Source organism: Nostoc sp. MG11, assembly GCF_014904695.1.
Classification (GTDB): domain Bacteria; phylum Cyanobacteriota; class Cyanobacteriia; order Cyanobacteriales; family Nostocaceae; genus Komarekiella.
Map to the genome: position 1 here is coordinate 70,799 of NZ_JACXXN010000023.1, position 17,915 is coordinate 88,713.

At 41.9% G+C, this 17,915-nt stretch carries 17 protein-coding genes; 14 read left to right on the plus strand and 3 right to left on the minus strand.

The genetic code is table 11. The features are described from left to right. Window positions 1-42: 42 nt before the first annotated feature. Window positions 43-678 (plus strand): restriction endonuclease subunit R, encoded by a 636-nt coding sequence (locus HCR01_RS24980; RefSeq protein WP_193198775.1) that lies wholly within the window; start codon window positions 43-45, stop codon window positions 676-678. Here HCR01_RS24980 and HCR01_RS24985 read toward each other — a convergent pair. Next, window positions 673-2,217 (minus strand): phytoene desaturase family protein, encoded by a 1,545-nt coding sequence (locus tag HCR01_RS24985; RefSeq protein ID WP_193198800.1) that lies wholly within the window; start codon window positions 2,215-2,217, stop codon window positions 673-675. The genes HCR01_RS24980 and HCR01_RS24985 overlap by 6 nt on opposite strands. A gap of 98 nt (window positions 2,218-2,315) precedes the next feature. On the opposite strand from HCR01_RS24985, the gene HCR01_RS24990 reads away from it, so the two are divergent. From HCR01_RS24990 to HCR01_RS25005, 4 genes are all read left to right on the plus strand, one after another. Continuing rightward, window positions 2,316-3,098, plus strand: a complete 783-nt coding sequence (locus HCR01_RS24990) for an ABC transporter ATP-binding protein (protein ID WP_193198776.1) — start codon at window positions 2,316-2,318, stop codon at window positions 3,096-3,098. 105 nt (window positions 3,099-3,203) lie between these two features. Next, complete coding sequence (locus tag HCR01_RS24995) at window positions 3,204-4,763, plus strand: MlaD family protein (RefSeq protein WP_193198777.1); 1,560 nt, start codon at window positions 3,204-3,206, stop codon at window positions 4,761-4,763. Between the two features lie 591 nt (window positions 4,764-5,354). After that, window positions 5,355-5,927 (plus strand): nitrate transporter, encoded by a 573-nt coding sequence (locus tag HCR01_RS25000; protein ID WP_193198778.1) that lies wholly within the window; start codon window positions 5,355-5,357, stop codon window positions 5,925-5,927. Window positions 5,928-6,369: 442 nt separating this feature from the next. Next, window positions 6,370-6,549 carry a high light inducible protein gene (locus tag HCR01_RS25005; RefSeq protein ID WP_162397189.1) on the plus strand — a complete coding sequence of 60 codons (180 nt, stop codon included), beginning with the start codon at window positions 6,370-6,372 and terminating at the stop codon, window positions 6,547-6,549. Window positions 6,550-6,860: 311 nt separating this feature from the next. Here the strand turns inward: HCR01_RS25005 and HCR01_RS25010 are convergent, their stop codons facing one another. Then, window positions 6,861-7,421, minus strand: a complete 561-nt coding sequence (locus HCR01_RS25010; protein ID WP_193198779.1) for a carboxymuconolactone decarboxylase family protein — start codon at window positions 7,419-7,421, stop codon at window positions 6,861-6,863. Window positions 7,422-7,522: 101 nt separating this feature from the next. Here HCR01_RS25010 and HCR01_RS25015 point away from each other — a divergent pair, with 101 nt between their 5' ends. The 8 genes from HCR01_RS25015 (at window position 7,523) to HCR01_RS25050 (ending at window position 15,587) form a co-directional block, all read left to right on the plus strand. Beyond that, window positions 7,523-8,104, plus strand: coding sequence for a TetR/AcrR family transcriptional regulator (locus HCR01_RS25015; protein WP_193198780.1), 582 nt, complete (start codon window positions 7,523-7,525; stop codon window positions 8,102-8,104). A gap of 98 nt (window positions 8,105-8,202) precedes the next feature. Then, window positions 8,203-9,030 (plus strand): SGNH/GDSL hydrolase family protein, encoded by an 828-nt coding sequence (locus HCR01_RS25020; RefSeq protein WP_320073172.1) that lies wholly within the window; start codon window positions 8,203-8,205, stop codon window positions 9,028-9,030. Between the two features lie 228 nt (window positions 9,031-9,258). Beyond that, window positions 9,259-10,467, plus strand: a complete 1,209-nt coding sequence (locus HCR01_RS25025; RefSeq protein ID WP_193198781.1) for a 4-hydroxy-3-methylbut-2-enyl diphosphate reductase — start codon at window positions 9,259-9,261, stop codon at window positions 10,465-10,467. Window positions 10,468-11,140: 673 nt separating this feature from the next. Next, the gene (gene galT, locus HCR01_RS25030) at window positions 11,141-12,262 is read left to right on the plus strand and encodes a galactose-1-phosphate uridylyltransferase (RefSeq protein ID WP_193198782.1); all 1,122 of its coding nucleotides are present in this window, start codon (window positions 11,141-11,143) and stop codon (window positions 12,260-12,262) included. A gap of 129 nt (window positions 12,263-12,391) precedes the next feature. Beyond that, complete coding sequence (locus HCR01_RS25035) at window positions 12,392-13,474, plus strand: D-alanine--D-alanine ligase family protein (RefSeq protein ID WP_193198783.1); 1,083 nt, start codon at window positions 12,392-12,394, stop codon at window positions 13,472-13,474. 250 nt (window positions 13,475-13,724) lie between these two features. Beyond that, window positions 13,725-14,375: a hypothetical protein gene (locus HCR01_RS25040; protein ID WP_193198784.1), complete on the plus strand. Its 651-nt coding sequence runs from the start codon at window positions 13,725-13,727 to the stop codon at window positions 14,373-14,375. A gap of 410 nt (window positions 14,376-14,785) precedes the next feature. After that, window positions 14,786-15,364: a Uma2 family endonuclease gene (locus HCR01_RS25045; protein WP_193198785.1), complete on the plus strand. Its 579-nt coding sequence runs from the start codon at window positions 14,786-14,788 to the stop codon at window positions 15,362-15,364. Between the two features lie 37 nt (window positions 15,365-15,401). Then, window positions 15,402-15,587: a hypothetical protein gene (locus HCR01_RS25050; protein ID WP_193198786.1), complete on the plus strand. Its 186-nt coding sequence runs from the start codon at window positions 15,402-15,404 to the stop codon at window positions 15,585-15,587. A gap of 412 nt (window positions 15,588-15,999) precedes the next feature. Here HCR01_RS25050 and HCR01_RS25055 read toward each other — a convergent pair whose 3' ends face one another. After that, a complete protein-coding gene (locus HCR01_RS25055) occupies window positions 16,000-17,019 on the minus strand; it encodes an AraC family transcriptional regulator (protein WP_193198787.1) in 1,020 nt (339 codons plus the stop codon). Between the two features lie 163 nt (window positions 17,020-17,182). On the opposite strand from HCR01_RS25055, the gene HCR01_RS25060 reads away from it, so the two are divergent. Beyond that, the gene (locus HCR01_RS25060) at window positions 17,183-17,797 is read left to right on the plus strand and encodes a cupin domain-containing protein (RefSeq protein ID WP_226889607.1); all 615 of its coding nucleotides are present in this window, start codon (window positions 17,183-17,185) and stop codon (window positions 17,795-17,797) included. The last annotated feature ends 118 nt before the right edge of the window (window positions 17,798-17,915 follow it).

Below are 17,915 nucleotides of genomic sequence, written 5' to 3' on the forward strand. Positions count from 1 at the left end.
TAATATAATTAAATAATTACTGTCAATATCAAGCAAAAATCAATGACAATTCTCAACGCTCGTAATTTATCCTTAGAAGAAGTTCAGCGTTTGTTTGGCTTTCAAGAACAGTACAGTGACTCATTTGCTCCTCTGTTATCATTAGAACCTCTTATAGATACAGAACAACAAGAACTTCTGCAAATTAGAGACGACTTTCGGCGTTACCTCACAGCAGGCAAAGTTTCCGAAGGTCAGGTAAAGTTTCTTGCAGTTGCTCCTCTACTAAGATTAGCTGGCTTCTATAGATATCCTATCGAAATTCGCCTAGAAGAAAATATAGCTGATATTGAAGTTGAAGATGAAGATGTAATAATTAAAGGCAGGATGGATATTTTAGCTGTAACCAAAGCTAAACATACAAAAGCTAATGCCTATTTTTGGGTACTTTTAATTGAATCTAAAAATAGTAGCATTGCCCCATCAGAAGGTTTACCTCAACTACTTACATATGCATATAAAAGCTTACAGCAACACAATTCTGTTTGGGGACTAGTAACAAACGGGCAATATTATCAGTTTGTGTATATTCAACAGAAAGATTCTCTAATTTATCACTTGATGCCATTCTTGAATTTTATGGAATCTCCCCGTGCGATTGAATCGCTACAAGTGCTGAAAGCAATTTGTCAGTTATAAAAAAGGAATTGATGAGGGATACAATTGACCTCTCAAATTATCTAATAGCTCTGCTGTCTGTCGTGGTTGCACTAAACTATTAGCACACAAAATACCAGACGCCGCTACTGCTGGTACACCAATTCCCGGCATAGTGCTGTCACCTACGCGATATAAACCTTGTATTGGTGTATGTGTATTAGGAAACATACCTTTACCTGCTGAAATAGCAGGGCCATAGGTTCCCTGATAGCGTCGGAGATAATGGGCATGAGTTAGCGGTGTACCGATGAGTTCTAAGACGATGCGATCGCGAATATCTGGGATAATCCGCTCTAGGGCGCGATATAGAGATTGTGCTTTTTCCTGCTTCTTCTGTTCATAGCCATTATTCCGTTCCCATCCGGTGTATGGTTCGAGAGTATAAGCATGAACCACATGATGTCCTTCAGGTGCTAAAGTTGCATCCCACACACTGGGAATCGAGATCATGCACGTATTACCCGGTGTAGTAATATCTTGACTTGAATCGTGAACTACCACATGATGTCCGGTTAAATTTTCCAATCCAGCCGCTTGGATGCCTAAATGCAAATGTATAAAACTTTCAACTGCTGGTGTTTCTAAAGCAACTTGACGGTAAGATGCGGGTAAATCTTCAGGACGCAACAGGTGATTGTAGGTATCCCAAATCGTTGCATTTGAAATCACCACAGGCGCTTTTAAAACTTCACCGTTTTGCAACTTTACACCTACAGATTTACCAGATTCCACCAAAATTTGCTCGACGTGGCATCCCGTCCGCAACTCACCACCCCAGCGTTCTAATCCTCGCACTAAAGCCTTGACAATTGCGCCACTACCACCCATAGGATACTCAACTCCAGCACGGGAGCGTTCTCCTAACATAAAAGCTACTTCTGGAGCGATTGTCCCGTGTGCCTTTAAACCAGAAAGCAGAAAGCATTCCAGGTCAATGAGCCGCCGCACCCAAGGATCTTGCACTGTTGCATCCATCACATTGCCTACAGAAGCTTGAATAAGTGGCAAGCTGGTTAGCATTTTCCCTAAAGATGGCAGGTAACGACTTAGCAACACCAGAATTACCTGCCAATCGGCTCTCAGGGCCAGGGTAGGAATGCCTTTCATTGCCTCGTATAAACCTAACAAGCGTTCTTCAAACCGCTGGAGTTCCCTAGCACCTTGGGGCGTAACCTTAGCTACTTGTTCTCGGTAACGCTCAGCATTACTATAAACTGCAAAAGCGCTTTCAGGAAAGTGGTAGTGTCCCAAGGGATCATAGGATATAACTTGAATGGATTCGCCGAGAACATCCAAAACTTGTTTTAGCGGATTCAAACTCTGGGGATCAGTTAAACCACAATAAAAGGAGGGGCCAGAATCAAATTCAAATCCACGCCGTCTAAAGCTATGAGCAGCACCTCCAGCAATTATGTGGCTTTCATACACAACAACTCGTTTCCCATAACGAGCAAGTAACCCAGCAGCACATAACCCGCCGATACCACTACCAATAACAATGACATCACTATCTTGTATTTTTGTCGTTTGTCCTTTGTCATTTGTTTTTACCACTGACTCTTATCTCCTATTTCCTAACTCCTGACCACTGACCACTGACCACTGAGTTATAACCAATGACTGAACCATTGATTGAACTAAAAGGTGTTTCTAAGTCCTTTGGTAGCCATAAAGTTTTAGATAACGTAGATTTGACAATTTACCGGGGAGAAGCACTGGGGATTATTGGCCCTTCCGGGACTGGTAAATCCACGGTTTTACGGATAATCGCGGGGTTACTGGCTCCTGATGAAGGAGAAATTTATGTGCAAGGGGTACAGCGAGACGGTTTGATTGAGGATGGTGGCGACCCGGTTGGTATTGGTATGGTGTTTCAGCAGGCGGCATTATTTGATTCATTAACGGTAGAGGAAAATGTCGGATTTTTACTTTACCAAAACTCAAAATTACCGCGATCGCGCATTCGAGAACTGGTAAAAGAAAAATTGGAGATGGTAGGTTTGCCGGGAATCACAAATCTTTACCCAGCCGAACTCTCTGGGGGTATGCGAAAACGGGTAAGTTTTGCCCGTGCGATTATGTCTAACCCCGATAACCCCTCAGAAACTCCAGAAGTTTTACTATACGATGAACCAACAGCCGGACTTGATCCAATTGCTTCAACAGTAATTGAAGATTTAATCCGTTATTTGCAAAGCACACAAGGAGTCTGTGGTACTTATGCCGTTGTTACGCATCAAGATAGTACTATACGTCGTACATCTGACAGACTTGTGTTTCTCTATGAAGGTAAAGTGCAGTGGCAGGGTACAGTGAGTGAAATAGATAGCACAGAGCATCCATTGATTAGACAATTTATCAGTGGAAGTGTGCATGGACCTATTCAGGTAGTCGGCTAATCAGTTTTGATTGATGAGTACTGAGTGCTGAGTCCTGAGTATAGTTATTTTCACTCACCACTTAAATACTCAGGACTCAAAACTAATTTTTGGGTGGAGAAAAAAATGCGAGGTCTAATGACAAGCCGCTTCGCGTCTATGCGAACATTTAGAGAAGGTTCTGTAGGGTTGTTACTCCTGCTAGGACTGGGGGTATTTGGATTAATATTTTTGTGGTTGAATAGATTCACTGCTGCTCAGAGTTCGTACAAAGCTATTGTAGAATTTGCCAATGCTGGCGGGATGCAAAGGGGAGCGCCAGTTCGCTATCGTGGCGTCAAAGTAGGCAATATTTCTAGAGTTCAACCAAAACCAAATGCCGTCGAAGTAGAAATTGAAATTGCCCAACCTGACTTAATCATCCCGCTTAATGCATCGGTAGAAGCTAATCAAAGCGGACTGATTAGCGAAAGCATTATCGACATTACACCAAAAGCAACGCTACCGACTGGGGTTGTCCTGGCTAAGCCACTAGAAAGAAATTGCGATTCCAGCCTCATTGTCTGTAATGGTTCTCGCTTAAAAGGTCAGATTGGCATCAGCGTTGATGACTTAATTCGCAGTTCAACTGACTTAGCCACTACATACACTAATCCCAAATTTTATAACAACGTCAATAGGGTTCTGGAAAGCACTACAGGCGCGGCGTCTAATTTTGCGGAACTAAGTGAGGATTTGCAAGCTTTAACCAAAAGCTTAAGACAGCAACTAAGCACGTTTTCTGCTACTGCCAATTCTGTGCAACAGGCGTCAAATAAACTCAGCACATCCACTGCTAAAACAGTAGATCAATTTGGCGTAACTGCAAGTCAATTTAGTGCAACTGCAAATCAAGCGAATCGTTTGCTTAGTAACCTAGATAATCTAGTAACAACAAATCGTTCTTCGTTGGTTGGCGCTTTGAACAACATCACCGAAACCAGCAACCAACTGCGCGTTACAGTTAGTACTTTATCACCTACTGTAAGTCGATTGACTCAAGGACAATTACTACAAAACTTAGAAACCCTCTCGACAAATGCAGCGCAAGCGTCAGCTAATTTACGCGATGCTACTAAAACCCTAAACGATCCAAATAACGTAGTACTACTGCAACAAACCTTAGATTCAGCACGAGTAACATTTGAAAATACCCAAAAAATTACATCTGATTTGGATGAGTTGACGGGCGATCCTGCTTTCCGGCAAAATCTCCGACAATTGGTGAATGGTTTAAGTGGCTTGGTGTCTTCTACCCAGCAAATGCAGCAACAAGCGCAGGTTGCTACTACCCTAGACTCGATAAAAGCTGCTGTGAATCAACCAAATGCTGTAATTAAGAATCCAGCACCAACCCAACAGGCGCTAACGCAGCAGCAACGGCAAATTGCTGATATTTTGGACTCGGTAACAGCTACTTTTGACACAAATGCTGTGATTATGAGTCCAGCACCAACCCAACAGGCAATGTCTGATGATAAGTCCTTACGCGTCTATACAACCAATTCCTCATCTGCTACTTTTCAGAGTGCTGGTACAAACTCTCAACTTCCCAGTCCGTCCACTTCCAAATCATCCCAAGAAGACCTATTGAAGCAACTGCGGGAGTATGGTAAGCAACGGGAGCAACTGGAGACGGGGAAATAGAAAGACAAGAATTCTAGGGTAGGGCTAAATATCTACAATTGTTGACATGAAGTATAGGTTTACCTATAAGTCTTGGAAAGCCCAGCCGCAAATATGGTTAGCCATATAAAAGAAGTTTAAATTTAGAGCTTTGGACTTGGATGTTTGAGTGGAAAACTCAATATTCCCAGTTCAAAGCTTAAATTTTGGGGTTTTTATCTAAAAGCTTCAAATTTTAGGCGATCGCGTCAACACTTCACAATTATTATCTGTATTGTTCAGAACAGATTTTGCTAGTTTTTATTAGTAAAACTTTTGCATATTCACATTTACTCAAAGTACCAACTAAGTAAATTATTGAAACTTTATTTAATTTCCTAATCATGGTTTATTTATCTGATAAATTTTAGTTAACCGTATTGTTAAACCTTCTTCAGGTTACTCCTTTCTCAACGTAAAAATACCTAAGCTTTTTGAGGAACCTCCTAGGAGGAGATGGCACAGGTAATCTTGTAGTAGAAACATAGAAAGTGTAATTAAAATCACTTTTCGATTTGCTATGGTGTGTCACTGCCGCAGTATTCCCCAGATAATATAAATGAGAACTGAGGCATGGAGAATAATATATTTTTAGACTTTTTAGCTAGCCTACAAAGATTATTTATAGGCTACATCCCAGCCGCCGTTTTGGGTAGTTTTACTGGATATTTAATAGGTATAAATGACCCAGTTTATCAGATATTTAGGCGGTTATTTCAAATACCACATAGTATCCCTCCTATAGCCTTGTTACCCATTGCACTCATAGCATTTAAAGACCTAGAACCGGCAGCCGTGAGCGTAATTTTTATTGGGACACTCTGGACAGTAATTATTAATACGGCAATAGGTATACAGCATTTTCGCAGACAGGGCAATAACTTTCGAGTGGCGATCTTTCATATATTTCATGCTTTGAAAGTTGGCATTTGGGTAGCATGGTTTACAGTTATTGCTATAGAAATGCTCACAGGAACTAGAGGACTTGGCTTTCTTGCCTGGGATGCTTATAAAGCTGGTAACACTGATTACATCATTGAGATGATACTTTACATCGGTATCATTGGCTTATTGCTAGATCAGTTACTAGATTTCACAGCAAACCTTCTCTCGCAGATTGTCACAGATGGTAAAAAATCTTCTTAATCGAAGCCATCGCCCACAGGCATAGCGAAGACAGCAGCGATTATAAGCTAGTAAGCATTAACACTATTGGGTGGATTTATGTTGTGGCTTACGCTGTCAGGTTGTTAACTACACATGGCTGACGCAACTGGCACATAGTTAGGACTTACGCACACTCGGCGCATTCTTCTCTACGTTCGCGCAGCGTGTCGCAGACAGACGCTACGCGTTGGCGTCTTAGTGGTATGCCTCCGGCACGCTACGCGAACGATAAATTAAGCTTTTAGGCAATTTTTGCGTAAGTCCTGACAGTTTCTAAAAAAGCCAGAACTTACGCAGCAGATGCTAGAAACCAGGTTTATTTACGTAAGCCTAAAGTTTATATTGCAATTTCTTCAAACTCTGTTACATTAGTTTACATACAGATGAAACTGTTAAAACAAAAAAGCTTGGAGTGTTAATTATGACAGGCACGAAAAAGACCACGCCTTTGGTTTCAGAAGATCCTAATGCATTGCGTTGGGGATTCACTCCTCAAAGCGAAAATTGGAACGGTCGTTTTGCAATGATTGGTTTTTTATCTGCTGTTCTACTTGAGGTTTTCTCTGGTCAAGGCTTCCTCCATTTTTGGGGCATCCTATAAATTGATGTAGCTTTTTACATCTTTATTTGAGGGATAGCAATACTCTCAGGAGCCGATGCTTTTCATCTGTAACTGTGGAAGAATCTCTACAATAGTGTTTCGCATTTTTGCTTCCGAAATGCTGAATCAGGTGAACTGTTTGTAGATAAAGTGTTGTATCTAAAAAAATACCTATGAGATGCAAAGTTTAAATATACTTTGCATTTCATAGGACTAATGATAAATTTCACAAAGTTAGATAAAATAAAAAGTGTAAAGAGCTAAACAGAAAAATATTTTGAATGCTAAACCATAGTTCGGTCAAATACTCTCTACACTGTAACTACAGGCTTTGACCAAATGTATGGCTGAAATGGTTTGTCGAGAGGCGTTTTAGCAATGTGATTTGTGTAGTTGTGCATTACTTTAATTGCTAGGCCAAGAATCACTTCCAATACTTGGTGTTTACCATAACCAATTGCTAAAAACTCCTCAATTTCACTATCTTCAATCCAACCCCGTGCTTGAATCATTCGTTGCGTGAAATGACGCAATGCTTGCAATTTTGGATCTTTCATTGGCGTTCCATTACGTAGAGCTTGAATATCTTCAGCAGACATGCCAATCATCTTTGCCAAGCCGGAGTGAGCTGCCATGCAATAGTGACACTCATGTTCATAATTTGCCGTCAAGTAAATAATTTGCTGTTGAATTGGACTGAAACTTGTTGTAGCAAACAAATCCCATAGCGCTATCGAACCTTTGAGCAATGCAGGCGCTTGAGCGAAAATTCCTTCTAAATTTGGAATAAACCCAAACGTTTGTTCCACTTGAACTAACGTTGCTTTGGAGTCTTCAGGGGCGCTATCAATGGTGTGAATGGTAAATTCCATCGGTTGTCACCTCGAAATGTATGAGCAGGGAGACAAGCTTGTCTACCAAAAGTTGGTGCTATTGTATTTCAAAAGAGACAACTTTGTCTACTAATCTAACTATGACTTCTGAATCGAGTCACGCTCGGCAACAAATTTTAGAAACGGCTTCTGAACTGTTTTACCAGAAGGGGATTCAGCATGTAGGTATTAATGAAGTCATTGCAGCATCGGGTGTTGCCAAACGAACACTTTATCGTTGGTTTACATCCAAAGACTTGTTAATTGAGGAAGTGATGAAATATCGCGCCCTTCAGTGGTTACGCTGGTTTGAAACTGCGGTGTCAGAGCGAGGTAATACACCCAAAGAACGTTTATTAGCCACGTTTGATGTGTTGCGTGAGTGGTACTCAAGTCCCAATTTTCGGGGTTGTCCGTTCATCAATGCTGTTTTGGAAATTGCCGATGCCTCTCATAAGGCGCATCAGGTTTCAGTTGATTTACGTGAGTCGATTCGACAAATTATTATGGGTTTGGCAGATGAGGCTGGCATTAAAAATCCTGAATCCTTTTCGCAGCAATATCTTCTTCTAATTGGAGGAGCCAGCTTAATGGCAACTATCGAACAATCACCCAATGGAGCAACGTTTGCTCAAAGTGCTCTCTCTGTGCTAATTGATGCGAACATAGAAAATGACTCTTGACTCCTGTCTCTTTTTTTGCAAACTACTTACCAATAAGCGGAGTACTGACGGCGAATCAGTTAAAATCTGATTCAAACAATTGGTAAATTTCGCTAGTCGTGTCTACTTCTGCAAAAACCTTTCCTGTCTGGGCATTTTTCTCGCTGTTAACCAACGGCATATTGATGCTGGCCGTAGTCCTGCTAATTTGGCAACAGCAGAGATTGACTGCTTTTTTTGGGACTACAACTTCCTTAGCTCAAGTCAACCTGAACAGTGAAACCCAATCTGTTACACCTGTTTTGGGTTCCCGTCTAAAACTCAATTACCAGCAGTGGGTAGACATCCTCAAGAAAGAGGCTGAGGTAGTCGCTAAGAAACGTCCTCCGCATTTAACTATACTGGCGGGAGATTCTCTGAGTCTGTGGTTTCCTGCTGAGTTATTACCTGAAGACAAAAATTGGCTAAATCAGGGAATTTCTGGCGAAACCAGCAATGGACTATTGAAAAGATTGGATTTATTTGACCGCACCCAGCCAGAGGTGATTTTTGTGATGGTTGGCATTAATGATCTAATTCGGGGGATGAGCGATGAGGTAATTTTAGATAATCAGCGGCAAATTATGAGTTACCTGCGAAAGGTACATCCAGCAGTACAAATTGTTGTCCAGTCAATTTTGCCACATGGGGGAGAAAAAACAACCTGGGAAGGACGAGAGAAACTGCTAGCTGTTGACAATAGTCGCATTCGCCAGTTGAATCAGCAATTACGAAGTGTGGCTGCTAACGAAGGTGTCAAATATCTTGACTTGTATCCCCTGTTTACCAGCAAGCAAGGTAATCTCCGCCGCGAATTTACTACTGATGGCTTACACCTCAGTCCTGAAGGCTATATAGTTTGGCGTTCCGCATTGCAGATTTATAGCAACATGGAATTACAGCCTTAACAAAAGCAGAAGAGGGGCCAAGGGGAGCCAGCGCCATGGGCGGGTTTCCCGACTTGAGGCGACTGGCGTTCAAGGGTCATTAATTATTCTCTTTTCACACTCCTCCACTCTTCCACTCCCTCACCCACTCTGCCAAGAATAAATAATATGTTTGAACACAACTCTGTATAAATCGCGTCTTGGCGCGAGAAAATAGGAGATGGTGATTTAATTAAGTTGACAAATCTAATGGATACAAAAGCTTTTAAGCGATCGCTGCAACATTCAGAAAACTACAATCGCAAGGGGTTTGGTCATCAAGCAGAAGTTGCTACCCAGTTGCAATCTGAGTATCAAAGTGACTTGATTCAGGAAATTCGCGATCGCAACTACATCCTACAACGCGGTAATGTCACAATCCGACTAGCTCAATCCTTCGGCTTTTGCTGGGGTGTAGAACGCGCTGTAGCAATGGCCTATGAGACTCGTCAGCACTTCCCCACAGAACGCATCTGGATTACTAATGAGATTATTCACAACCCTTCTGTGAATCAGCGGATGCAAGAGATGGAAGTACAATTCATCCCCGTTGAAGCAAATCAAAAAGATTTTTCTGTTGTCGCCACTGGTGACGTGGTTATATTACCTGCTTTTGGAGCTAGCGTCCAAGAGATGCAGATACTTCACAATAAAGGCTGCAAAATTGTTGATACAACTTGTCCTTGGGTATCTAAAGTTTGGAATACGGTAGAGAAACACAAAAAAGTTGATTACACCTCAATTATTCACGGCAAATATAAGCATGAAGAAACTGTCGCTACTAGTTCCTTTGCTGGCAAATATTTAATTGTGCTGAATTTGCAGGAAGCAGAATATGTTGTTAAATATATTCTCAATGGTGGAAAACGTGACGAATTTTTGGCTAAATTCGCTAAAGCTTGTTCCCCAGGATTTGACCCAGACCAAGATTTAGAACGGGTTGGTATTGCTAACCAAACCACAATGCTCAAAGGCGAGACTGAGCAAATTGGTAAGTTGTTTGAGCATACTATGTTGCAGAAGTATGGACCCACTGAATTAAATCAGCATTTCCAAAGCTTTAACACTATCTGTGACGCCACCCAAGAACGCCAAGACGCAATGTTGGAGTTGGTGGAACAAAATCTCGATTTGATGATAGTAATTGGTGGTTTTAATTCATCGAATACTACTCAATTGCAACAGATTGCTTTTGACCGAGGAATTCCCTCCTATCATATTGATAGTGTTGAGCGAATTAAATCAGGACATTCTATTGAACATCGGCAATTAAATGGGCAGTTGGTAATCACAGAAAATTGGTTGCCTATCGGAGAAATTATTGTGGGAATTACTTCTGGCGCATCTACACCAGATAAAGTGGTAGAAGATATCATTAAGAAAATTTTTGACTTCAAGGCGATCGCATCGGTGGTTTAAGCAGAAACTCAGCCCTAACCCCTCTTTGCCTACACAGAGGGGTGACGATAATTCGTAATTGTTAGCTCATGGATATAGCGGTTCTTACCTCAGTGAGGTACAGGTTTGTTTTCTTGCTCAATTAATTTATGAAATATTTTTATAACTGTATCTCTGAGGCTACCGTGCAATATGATGTTAATATCGTGTTAATTATAGGTTTTATAGAGCAAGTAACTAAATATTTTCATAATATTTTTGACAACTAAAGCCACAAAGATTATGATACTGTAGGCTAATGAGGGGTAACACCCCCTATAGCATTAAATTACCCAATTAACAGGGAATTTGCCTATCGTAGCCTGTGCAAATTCTTTAAGCTCAGCCTCAAAAAATTAGGATTGAGCAGCCAAACTCATGTCAAATTAAAGTTAAGTGTGTCATAATGTCGCGAGCCAGGATAAATACCATTCTTGCAACGTGTGGGTAGCCACCACTACTGGAGGATCTTAGAGCTAGAAATTCAATAGCCTATCCGACAGCACAGTGTTAAGAAAATTGAGATACCCAGCAAATTTTGCTACGCGTAGTTCACGGTTATCTTTCAACAAGCTAACTGGTTGTTGTACGCAGTTCGCAGGCCTCAAGAAAAAGTTGAGGCGATCCGACCTGTAACTCTTTGAGAAGAAGGATTATGTACTCCCACCAGCTTTTAAAGCCGGACGGTCGTCAACTAACCCTATACAGCCGATTCCCGATCGCCGAGGCTATCATAACCACTAGTCCCAGCAACCAACTAGTCCAAACAAACTCTCATCTGCGCTGGCATCCGTTGCGTGGTGAATGGGTAGCTTATGCAAGTTATCATCAAGAACAGACTTTTTTGTCGCCCCCAGAATGTAACCTGCTGGCATCGTTCAACGGCTGCCAATTACCTACCGAACTCCCTCCAGGTAGATATGACGTGGCTGTGTTCGATAACCGCTTTCCTGTAATGACGCCATCTGTATCCGATTCACCTGAGTGCATAGTGGAAACGCTACCTGCAAATGGGGTGTGTGAGACTGTAGTTTTTACACAAAATCCGCAAGCATCCCTGAGTTCCCTGGAACTGGATCACCTGGCTTTGCTGTTGGAAGTCTGGGGCGATCGCACCTTAGTACTGGGAGCAAATCAGCAAATTCAGTACGTGCTACCGTTTGACAATAGGGATGCAGAAGTAAGTATTACTTTGCACCAACCGCATGGTGAAATATATGCATATCCCTTTATACCGCCTATTCCTGCACGGATGTTGGAAATGCAGAGACGATTTTACTATAAACATCACCGGGGTTTGCTGACAGATTTAATTCAAAAAGAGATTGCACAAAAAAAGCGGATTATTTATCAAGATGAGTATGCGATCGCCTTTGTGCCAGTGTGCGCTCGTTACCCTTATGAAGTCTGGATTGCGCCAGTTGAGCCAGTAAGTAGCTTGTTTGAACTGACTGCACAACAACGCTGGGGACTTGCTAAAGCTTTGAAAACTGTTACCCTCAAGTATGATGGTTTGCTGGAACGCCCATTTTCCTACTCGATGACTTGGTTTCAAGCACCAACTGACGGTAAAATACATCCCGAAGCGCATTTATACGCAGAGCTTTATCCAGCTGATCGAACTCGAACCGGAGCTGAATTCGCAGGGGGAATATTTACCAATAAAGGTTTGCCAGAGGAGAAGGCAAAAGAGTTACAAGCTGTAGTTGTGAATATTGAACAAATGGCAGAACAGCGTAAATTTAGTCTTCAACTTAATGGTTCCCAGCGCTTTTAGCCTAGCAATAGTAGTTCACTACGCAAGTATTAGATGATGAAAAGCTTGCTATGAGAGCTTTTCTGAGTGTGTATTAATTACGAATTAGTATGATACGCTATCTGCTTGAGGAATGTAGAGGTACTAAAGATGACTAAACTGCGCGTGGGGTTACTATTTGGTGGTCGTTCGGGAGAGCATGAAGTTTCCATAAGCTCAGCACGGGCGATCGCTAAAGCCTTGAGTGCAGAGCAAAATGCTGGCAAGTATGAAATACTGCCTTTTTATATCCAAAAAGATGGACATTGGCTTGCAGGGGAAGCACCTCAAAAGGTTCTAGGAACTGGTATGCCGCTACTGGAATCTCAAGAATCAACCTCTGAGGGACATCTGACAGCTCTTAGCCAGTGGCAATTTCCTTCCCAAGTCTCTGAAGTAGATGTTTGGTTTCCTGTTCTCCACGGGCCCAACGGTGAAGACGGCACAATTCAAGGGTTACTCACCTTGATGCAAATCCCTTTTGTTGGTTCTGGGGTATTAGGTTCGGCAATGGGGATGGATAAGATTGCCATGAAAATGGCGTTTGAGCAAGCGGGACTACCACAAGTTAAATACAAGGCATTAACTAGAGCACAAGTTTGGTCTAATCCTTGCGTGTTTCCTAAACTTTGTGATGAAATTGAAGCGGCATTAGGCTATCCCTGTTTTGTCAAACCTGCTAATTTGGGTTCATCTGTAGGTATTGCCAAAGTGCGATCAAGGCAAGAATTAGAAGCAGCATTAGATCAAGCTGCTGGTTATGACCGACGGTTAATTGTGGAAGCTGGTGTTGTGGCCAGAGAAGTTGAGTGTGCAGTTTTAGGAAACGATCAACCAAAAGCTTCTATTATAGGTGAAATTACTTACGAAAGTGATTTCTATGATTACGAAACTAAATATACTGAAGGCAAGGCAGATTTACTGATACCCGCACCGTTGCCAGATGCGATCGTTCGTCAAATGCAAGACATGGCTTTGCAAGCCTTTGCCGCTGTTGACGCTGCTGGGTTAGCAAGGGTAGACTTTTTCTACGTGGAAGCCACAGGAGAAATATTGATTAATGAAATCAATACTTTACCGGGTTTCACAGCGACGAGTATGTATCCGCAACTCTGGGCCCATAGTGGCATATCTTTTCCAGAATTAGTTGATCAGTTGATTCAACTTGCTCTCGAAAGACATTCTATTGGCTAGCCAGAAGCCTGAGCAAATTGATTTTTAGAGAATTACAGCGAAAAGTTTGCGCGTCCGGGTTTCCCGGCGCAAAACTTTTCAAGACAGCGAAAAGTAATAAAAAATACAGATTTTTAGAAAAAATTAGTCGAATTTAGTAGCCTTTGTGTTACAAAAAAGCTACTTAAATCCGCAATTTTGTTACGGATACCTGATGCTTGGCTCCTCTATTACAATCAGGGACTAGAGGGGTACAAATCTGAAAGTAATCATGGAAAATAGTCAGAGTGTACAGTACGAGCTAACCCAACTAATAGGGGACACTCCAGAGCTGACAAACAGTAAATCTAGACCATTAGAAAGCTCCAACGTTGTAATATATCTGGTTGCACATCATCCTTGGCTATTGTTAACTGGGTTGTTAGCCATGTTTCTAGGAGGCGGTGCCTTTGCCTTATACAGCCTAGGTCATGTTGGACGTATGGCACAAGAAGAACCAGAACAAATCCCAGCTGTAGTTGAAAAACCACTCAACACGCCCTCTGAGAATAGCAATCTTACACCTTTATGGATGGTGGTTGCGATCGCCCTCAGTTGTGGTAGTGGTTGCTTGATAATTTTTCGGATGCTCAATCGTCCAAAGCAACCGCAAAAAGTTCAAAGACATATTAACCGCTATGAGGCAAACTCAGCACAAACTCGCTACCCAAGACTGGAACCACGTCTTCCCAAAAATCCACCAGTGTTTGTGCCACAGCAACAACTGACGCCTGTTATGCCGATACCACCTAAAACAAAACACCTGGTAACGGTTCTCCCGCCAGAGCATAAGCACCGCCTAGATACACGCACAGAATCTTTGGCAGATTTAATGGATCTTCGCAAAGAGAGTTCATTGTCTGCAATTTTACACAAGTATTAATAGCGCTGTAAGATAAAAGTCCGTCAAATTAATACTTTTTGCAAACAAGGGCACGGTTATACTGTGCCCTTACTTGTTGGCTGGGGATTAGGGACAAGAAGATATTCCCTTCTGATTTCAGCTTCTTTTTTCTCCATGCTTTATGTTTCAATACACTTAGTTTATACCAATTAGCCAAAATAAGACTACAGATGGAAACCTCAAAACCTAGATTAAATATGACTTTTTAAGTACATTTTCAAAGTATTAATAATTACAATAAAGTTGTGCATGAAGAGGTAGAACACCGCGAAAGATATCTTTGCTGATTTGGCAAAACTAGAGGCAAAGATTCAGCAGGGAATGAAGGACTTAGAAAAGATATTGCAACAATAAAGCTAATGATGTTTTGACATGAAGGTAAGGCGATTATGGCAATCACATTAGATCAATCTTCTTCTCGGATTATGACTCTTCAGGAGTTCTTTAATTATGACGATGGTACAGATGCAATGTATGAGTTTGAAGATGGAGAATTAATCCTGATGATGGCCGAGAGTGAGATAAATCGAAGAATTGCCATGTTTATCCTCGTCTGCTTTGTGCAATTGGGTATTCCTGCTGATCGGCTGTCGATGAAAACGGAAATTGTGACTACTGGCTCACGGGTGCGTATTCCTGATTTGGTGGTGTTTTCTCAGGAGTTAGCGACTGCAATGGAGGGAGCTAAACGATCTACAGTGATGCCAGAGATGCCACCACCGTTATTGGTGGTTGAGGTGGTAAGTCCCAATCAGAGCAATCTTGATTATCGCTATAAGCGATCGGAGTATGCAGCGCGGGGTATTACTGAGTATTGGATTGTTGATCCCATCGCCCAAAAAGCAACGGTGTTGGAATGGGTGGAGGGTTTGTATGAGGAGCAGGTGTATGTGGGGGACAGTGCGATCGCTTCACTGGTATTTGCTGATCTAAAGTTGACTGCTGCTCAAATTTTGCAGTGCTATTAAGGAGAACTAAATGAATTAAAAACAGCTACAAGAACTGATGAATCAAACAAAACTCCTCTCAAATAAGGCACGGCTGAGGTTAATTAGCTACTTGCTGGTAGAAGTTAGGGGAGCAAATAAGTCAACAAGAGAAGCAGCGATCGCTCGAATTCGTAAACGTTGGGAGATATTGCTGATGAGGAAATTTAAAAACCTGCCAAAATGGCAACCAGCTTTTGATTAACCTGGTTAAATTGTAGAAGATAAACGACTTCAAGGTGTTGTTATCAGGGTCTACCGCGTAACCAAATTTTTCTCGCTAAACATTATCTACCAAGTTATTTACAAAAAGAGGAAAGGTATCCATAACAAGAATTTGCAAACTATTTATCTCAGCAAATAAATATTAATAATTAAGTTTGACATTTGCTGCAACAGGAAGATTAACTGTGTATGGGTGTTGTTTTTGAAGTACGCGTTAGCCCCCTAAATAACGGGCAACATCTGTACACAATCCTGTTCACTCCAGCGGCAAATGGTAGAGTGGGAGTTTGAAAGCTAAGTGATATGCTTCCTCCCACTCTTTTTTATGGCGAATGATCGCGTTTTGCTTTGAAAATTATAGGCACAACTTTAAAAGCGCAAAATAGCGATTCTTAACTAACAGTTAGTCGGTAAGCTCGTGGTGTTTGTCCTGTCCATCGTTTAAAGGCACGGTGAAAAGCACTAGGTTCAGAGAATCCTAGCAGAAATGCGACATCGTGAATTGGAGTATTCGGATTTTTTAAATGTCGCAGGGATAGCTGTTTGCGAGTTTCATCTAGTAGTTGCTGATAGGAAGTGCCCTCAGCTTGTAACTCTCGCTGCAACTGGCGGACGCTGATTGCTAAACTGCGGGCGATCGCTTCTATAGAGGGAAGTTCGCCTTTGAGTTTTTGGGCGATCGCCTCTACAACTTTCTTGGTGTAATCGTCCTCTCGATTCATCGCATCAAGCATTGCTTCTGCATGTTGCTCAAAAACTGAGAGTAAATTAGAATTTGCCGAGAGTACCGACCAATTCAAGCAATTGGCATCAAAGATAATTCGATTTTTCGGCATTGAAAAGTACACGTTTGTCTGAAAAATGCGTTCATGTTCAGAGATAGCAGCAGGACGCGGGTGTTGAAACCAGACAGCTAGTGGACAAAGCGGTTTTCCTGTCAACATCTGAGTTGCCGTTAACAATGATACAAAAGTGCTTTCAATCGCCTGCCGGGGTTCTTTGAGCAGGTAGTTTTTTAAGTGGTCTACAATGTCACAGTCGCAAAATACTAGCCCCTCGGACACAGAGAAGTGAATGTAAGCTCCTTGACTAAACAGATGGGTATACCGAGAGAGTTTTTCTAGTACTTGCTCGAATGTTTGGCAATTGACCAGCACATAACCAACAATACCGAAAGTCGCCAAATTGAAAGCTTCACCCAGATGTAACCCCAGATTTTCATCGCCTGTTCGCTTGAGCGCTTCCCACCACACCGCGCTATGAAGCGTTCCTGTAACCTGCTGATCGGGCATCTTCAGCAAAGCAGGTTCAATCCCAACAGCAGCACATAGACTATCAGAATCGACTCCATACCTTGCTGCATATTGAACAATGCCTCGCGTGATGTAGACAGAGAAGGTGGCTTCTTTCATGATTTGGTCAGGATTCTAGAAAGGCGCTTTGGGTCAATTTTTTGGCAGGGCATGTCAACTCAGGATTTTGCACAAAGTTTACCTTTGAAGTGTAGTCAAACTGCATCAAACGATGACCAAAGTTCAGATGCATTTAAGTTGTCAACAAAAGGAGTTTTTTGCAATGGAATTAACAAATTCACAGATTCACTCTACCACTCCAACCGTAATTGCTGCCCAGCAACCAGAATTAATTGTAAATCCGGTTACAGGCGATCGCATGACCATTCTGCAATCAAGTCATGATGGTGGAAGGTATACAAAGATTCGTTTTGATTTACCACCTGGAGCTAAAGGTAGTCCGTTGCACTACCACACCAACATGAGTGAAACATTTACCGTGCTCAAGGGTTGCTTAGAAATGGAAGTTGGTCACAAGGGAAATCAACGGACATTACAGGCGGGAGAAAGTTTACATGTTCCAGCGCTCATGCACCACAGTTTTCGCAATGCCTCTAATGATTGGGTAGCGTTTACGAGCGAAAACCAACCTGCGGGACAATTTGAGCAGTTTATTAGAGGAATGTTTGGTCTAGCAATTGATGGTAAAGTCAATCATGAGGGTATGCCAACTAATCTGCTCTACTTTGCGCTATTGCTAAAGAAAGCAGACACAATCCTCGTTGGCCCGCCGCTCATAGTACAAAAGCTATTGGTTAACATCTTGGTTTGGATTGCTCATCAGTTAGGAGCAGAGCAAGCACTCCTCAAGTACTGGGATAATAGCAATGAAAAATAGACTTCTTGCAGAAGTCGGGAAAAGGTTAAATGCATAGAATTTCTTTTCCCATTCCCCTTTAACCCTTACCCAAAATTTTGCAAAACGCAATGAACTCTAGATGTTCTTGCAAAACAAT

What these genes read in the sequence shown, in the direction of transcription:
- HCR01_RS25005 (WP_162397189.1), top strand. Translation starts at nt 6,370, where the DNA reads ATGACAGGCACGAAAAAGACCACGCCTTTGGTTTCAGAAGATCCTAAT.
- HCR01_RS25025 (WP_193198781.1), top strand. Translation starts at nt 9,259, where the DNA reads ATGGATACAAAAGCTTTTAAGCGATCGCTGCAACATTCAGAAAACTAC.
- HCR01_RS25015 (WP_193198780.1), top strand. Translation starts at nt 7,523, where the DNA reads ATGACTTCTGAATCGAGTCACGCTCGGCAACAAATTTTAGAAACGGCT.
- HCR01_RS25040 (WP_193198784.1), top strand. Translation starts at nt 13,725, where the DNA reads ATGGAAAATAGTCAGAGTGTACAGTACGAGCTAACCCAACTAATAGGG.
- galT (WP_193198782.1), top strand. Translation starts at nt 11,141, where the DNA reads ATGTACTCCCACCAGCTTTTAAAGCCGGACGGTCGTCAACTAACCCTA.
- HCR01_RS25035 (WP_193198783.1), top strand. Translation starts at nt 12,392, where the DNA reads ATGACTAAACTGCGCGTGGGGTTACTATTTGGTGGTCGTTCGGGAGAG.
- HCR01_RS24980 (WP_193198775.1), top strand. Translation starts at nt 43, where the DNA reads ATGACAATTCTCAACGCTCGTAATTTATCCTTAGAAGAAGTTCAGCGT.
- HCR01_RS25050 (WP_193198786.1), top strand. Translation starts at nt 15,402, where the DNA reads ATGAATCAAACAAAACTCCTCTCAAATAAGGCACGGCTGAGGTTAATT.
- HCR01_RS25010 (WP_193198779.1), bottom strand. Translation starts at nt 7,421, where the DNA reads ATGGAATTTACCATTCACACCATTGATAGCGCCCCTGAAGACTCCAAA.
- HCR01_RS24995 (WP_193198777.1), top strand. Translation starts at nt 3,204, where the DNA reads ATGCGAGGTCTAATGACAAGCCGCTTCGCGTCTATGCGAACATTTAGA.
- HCR01_RS25055 (WP_193198787.1), bottom strand. Translation starts at nt 17,019, where the DNA reads ATGAAAGAAGCCACCTTCTCTGTCTACATCACGCGAGGCATTGTTCAA.
- HCR01_RS24990 (WP_193198776.1), top strand. Translation starts at nt 2,316, where the DNA reads ATGACTGAACCATTGATTGAACTAAAAGGTGTTTCTAAGTCCTTTGGT.
- HCR01_RS25045 (WP_193198785.1), top strand. Translation starts at nt 14,786, where the DNA reads ATGGCAATCACATTAGATCAATCTTCTTCTCGGATTATGACTCTTCAG.
- HCR01_RS25060 (WP_226889607.1), top strand. Translation starts at nt 17,183, where the DNA reads ATGGAATTAACAAATTCACAGATTCACTCTACCACTCCAACCGTAATT.
- HCR01_RS25000 (WP_193198778.1), top strand. Translation starts at nt 5,355, where the DNA reads ATGGAGAATAATATATTTTTAGACTTTTTAGCTAGCCTACAAAGATTA.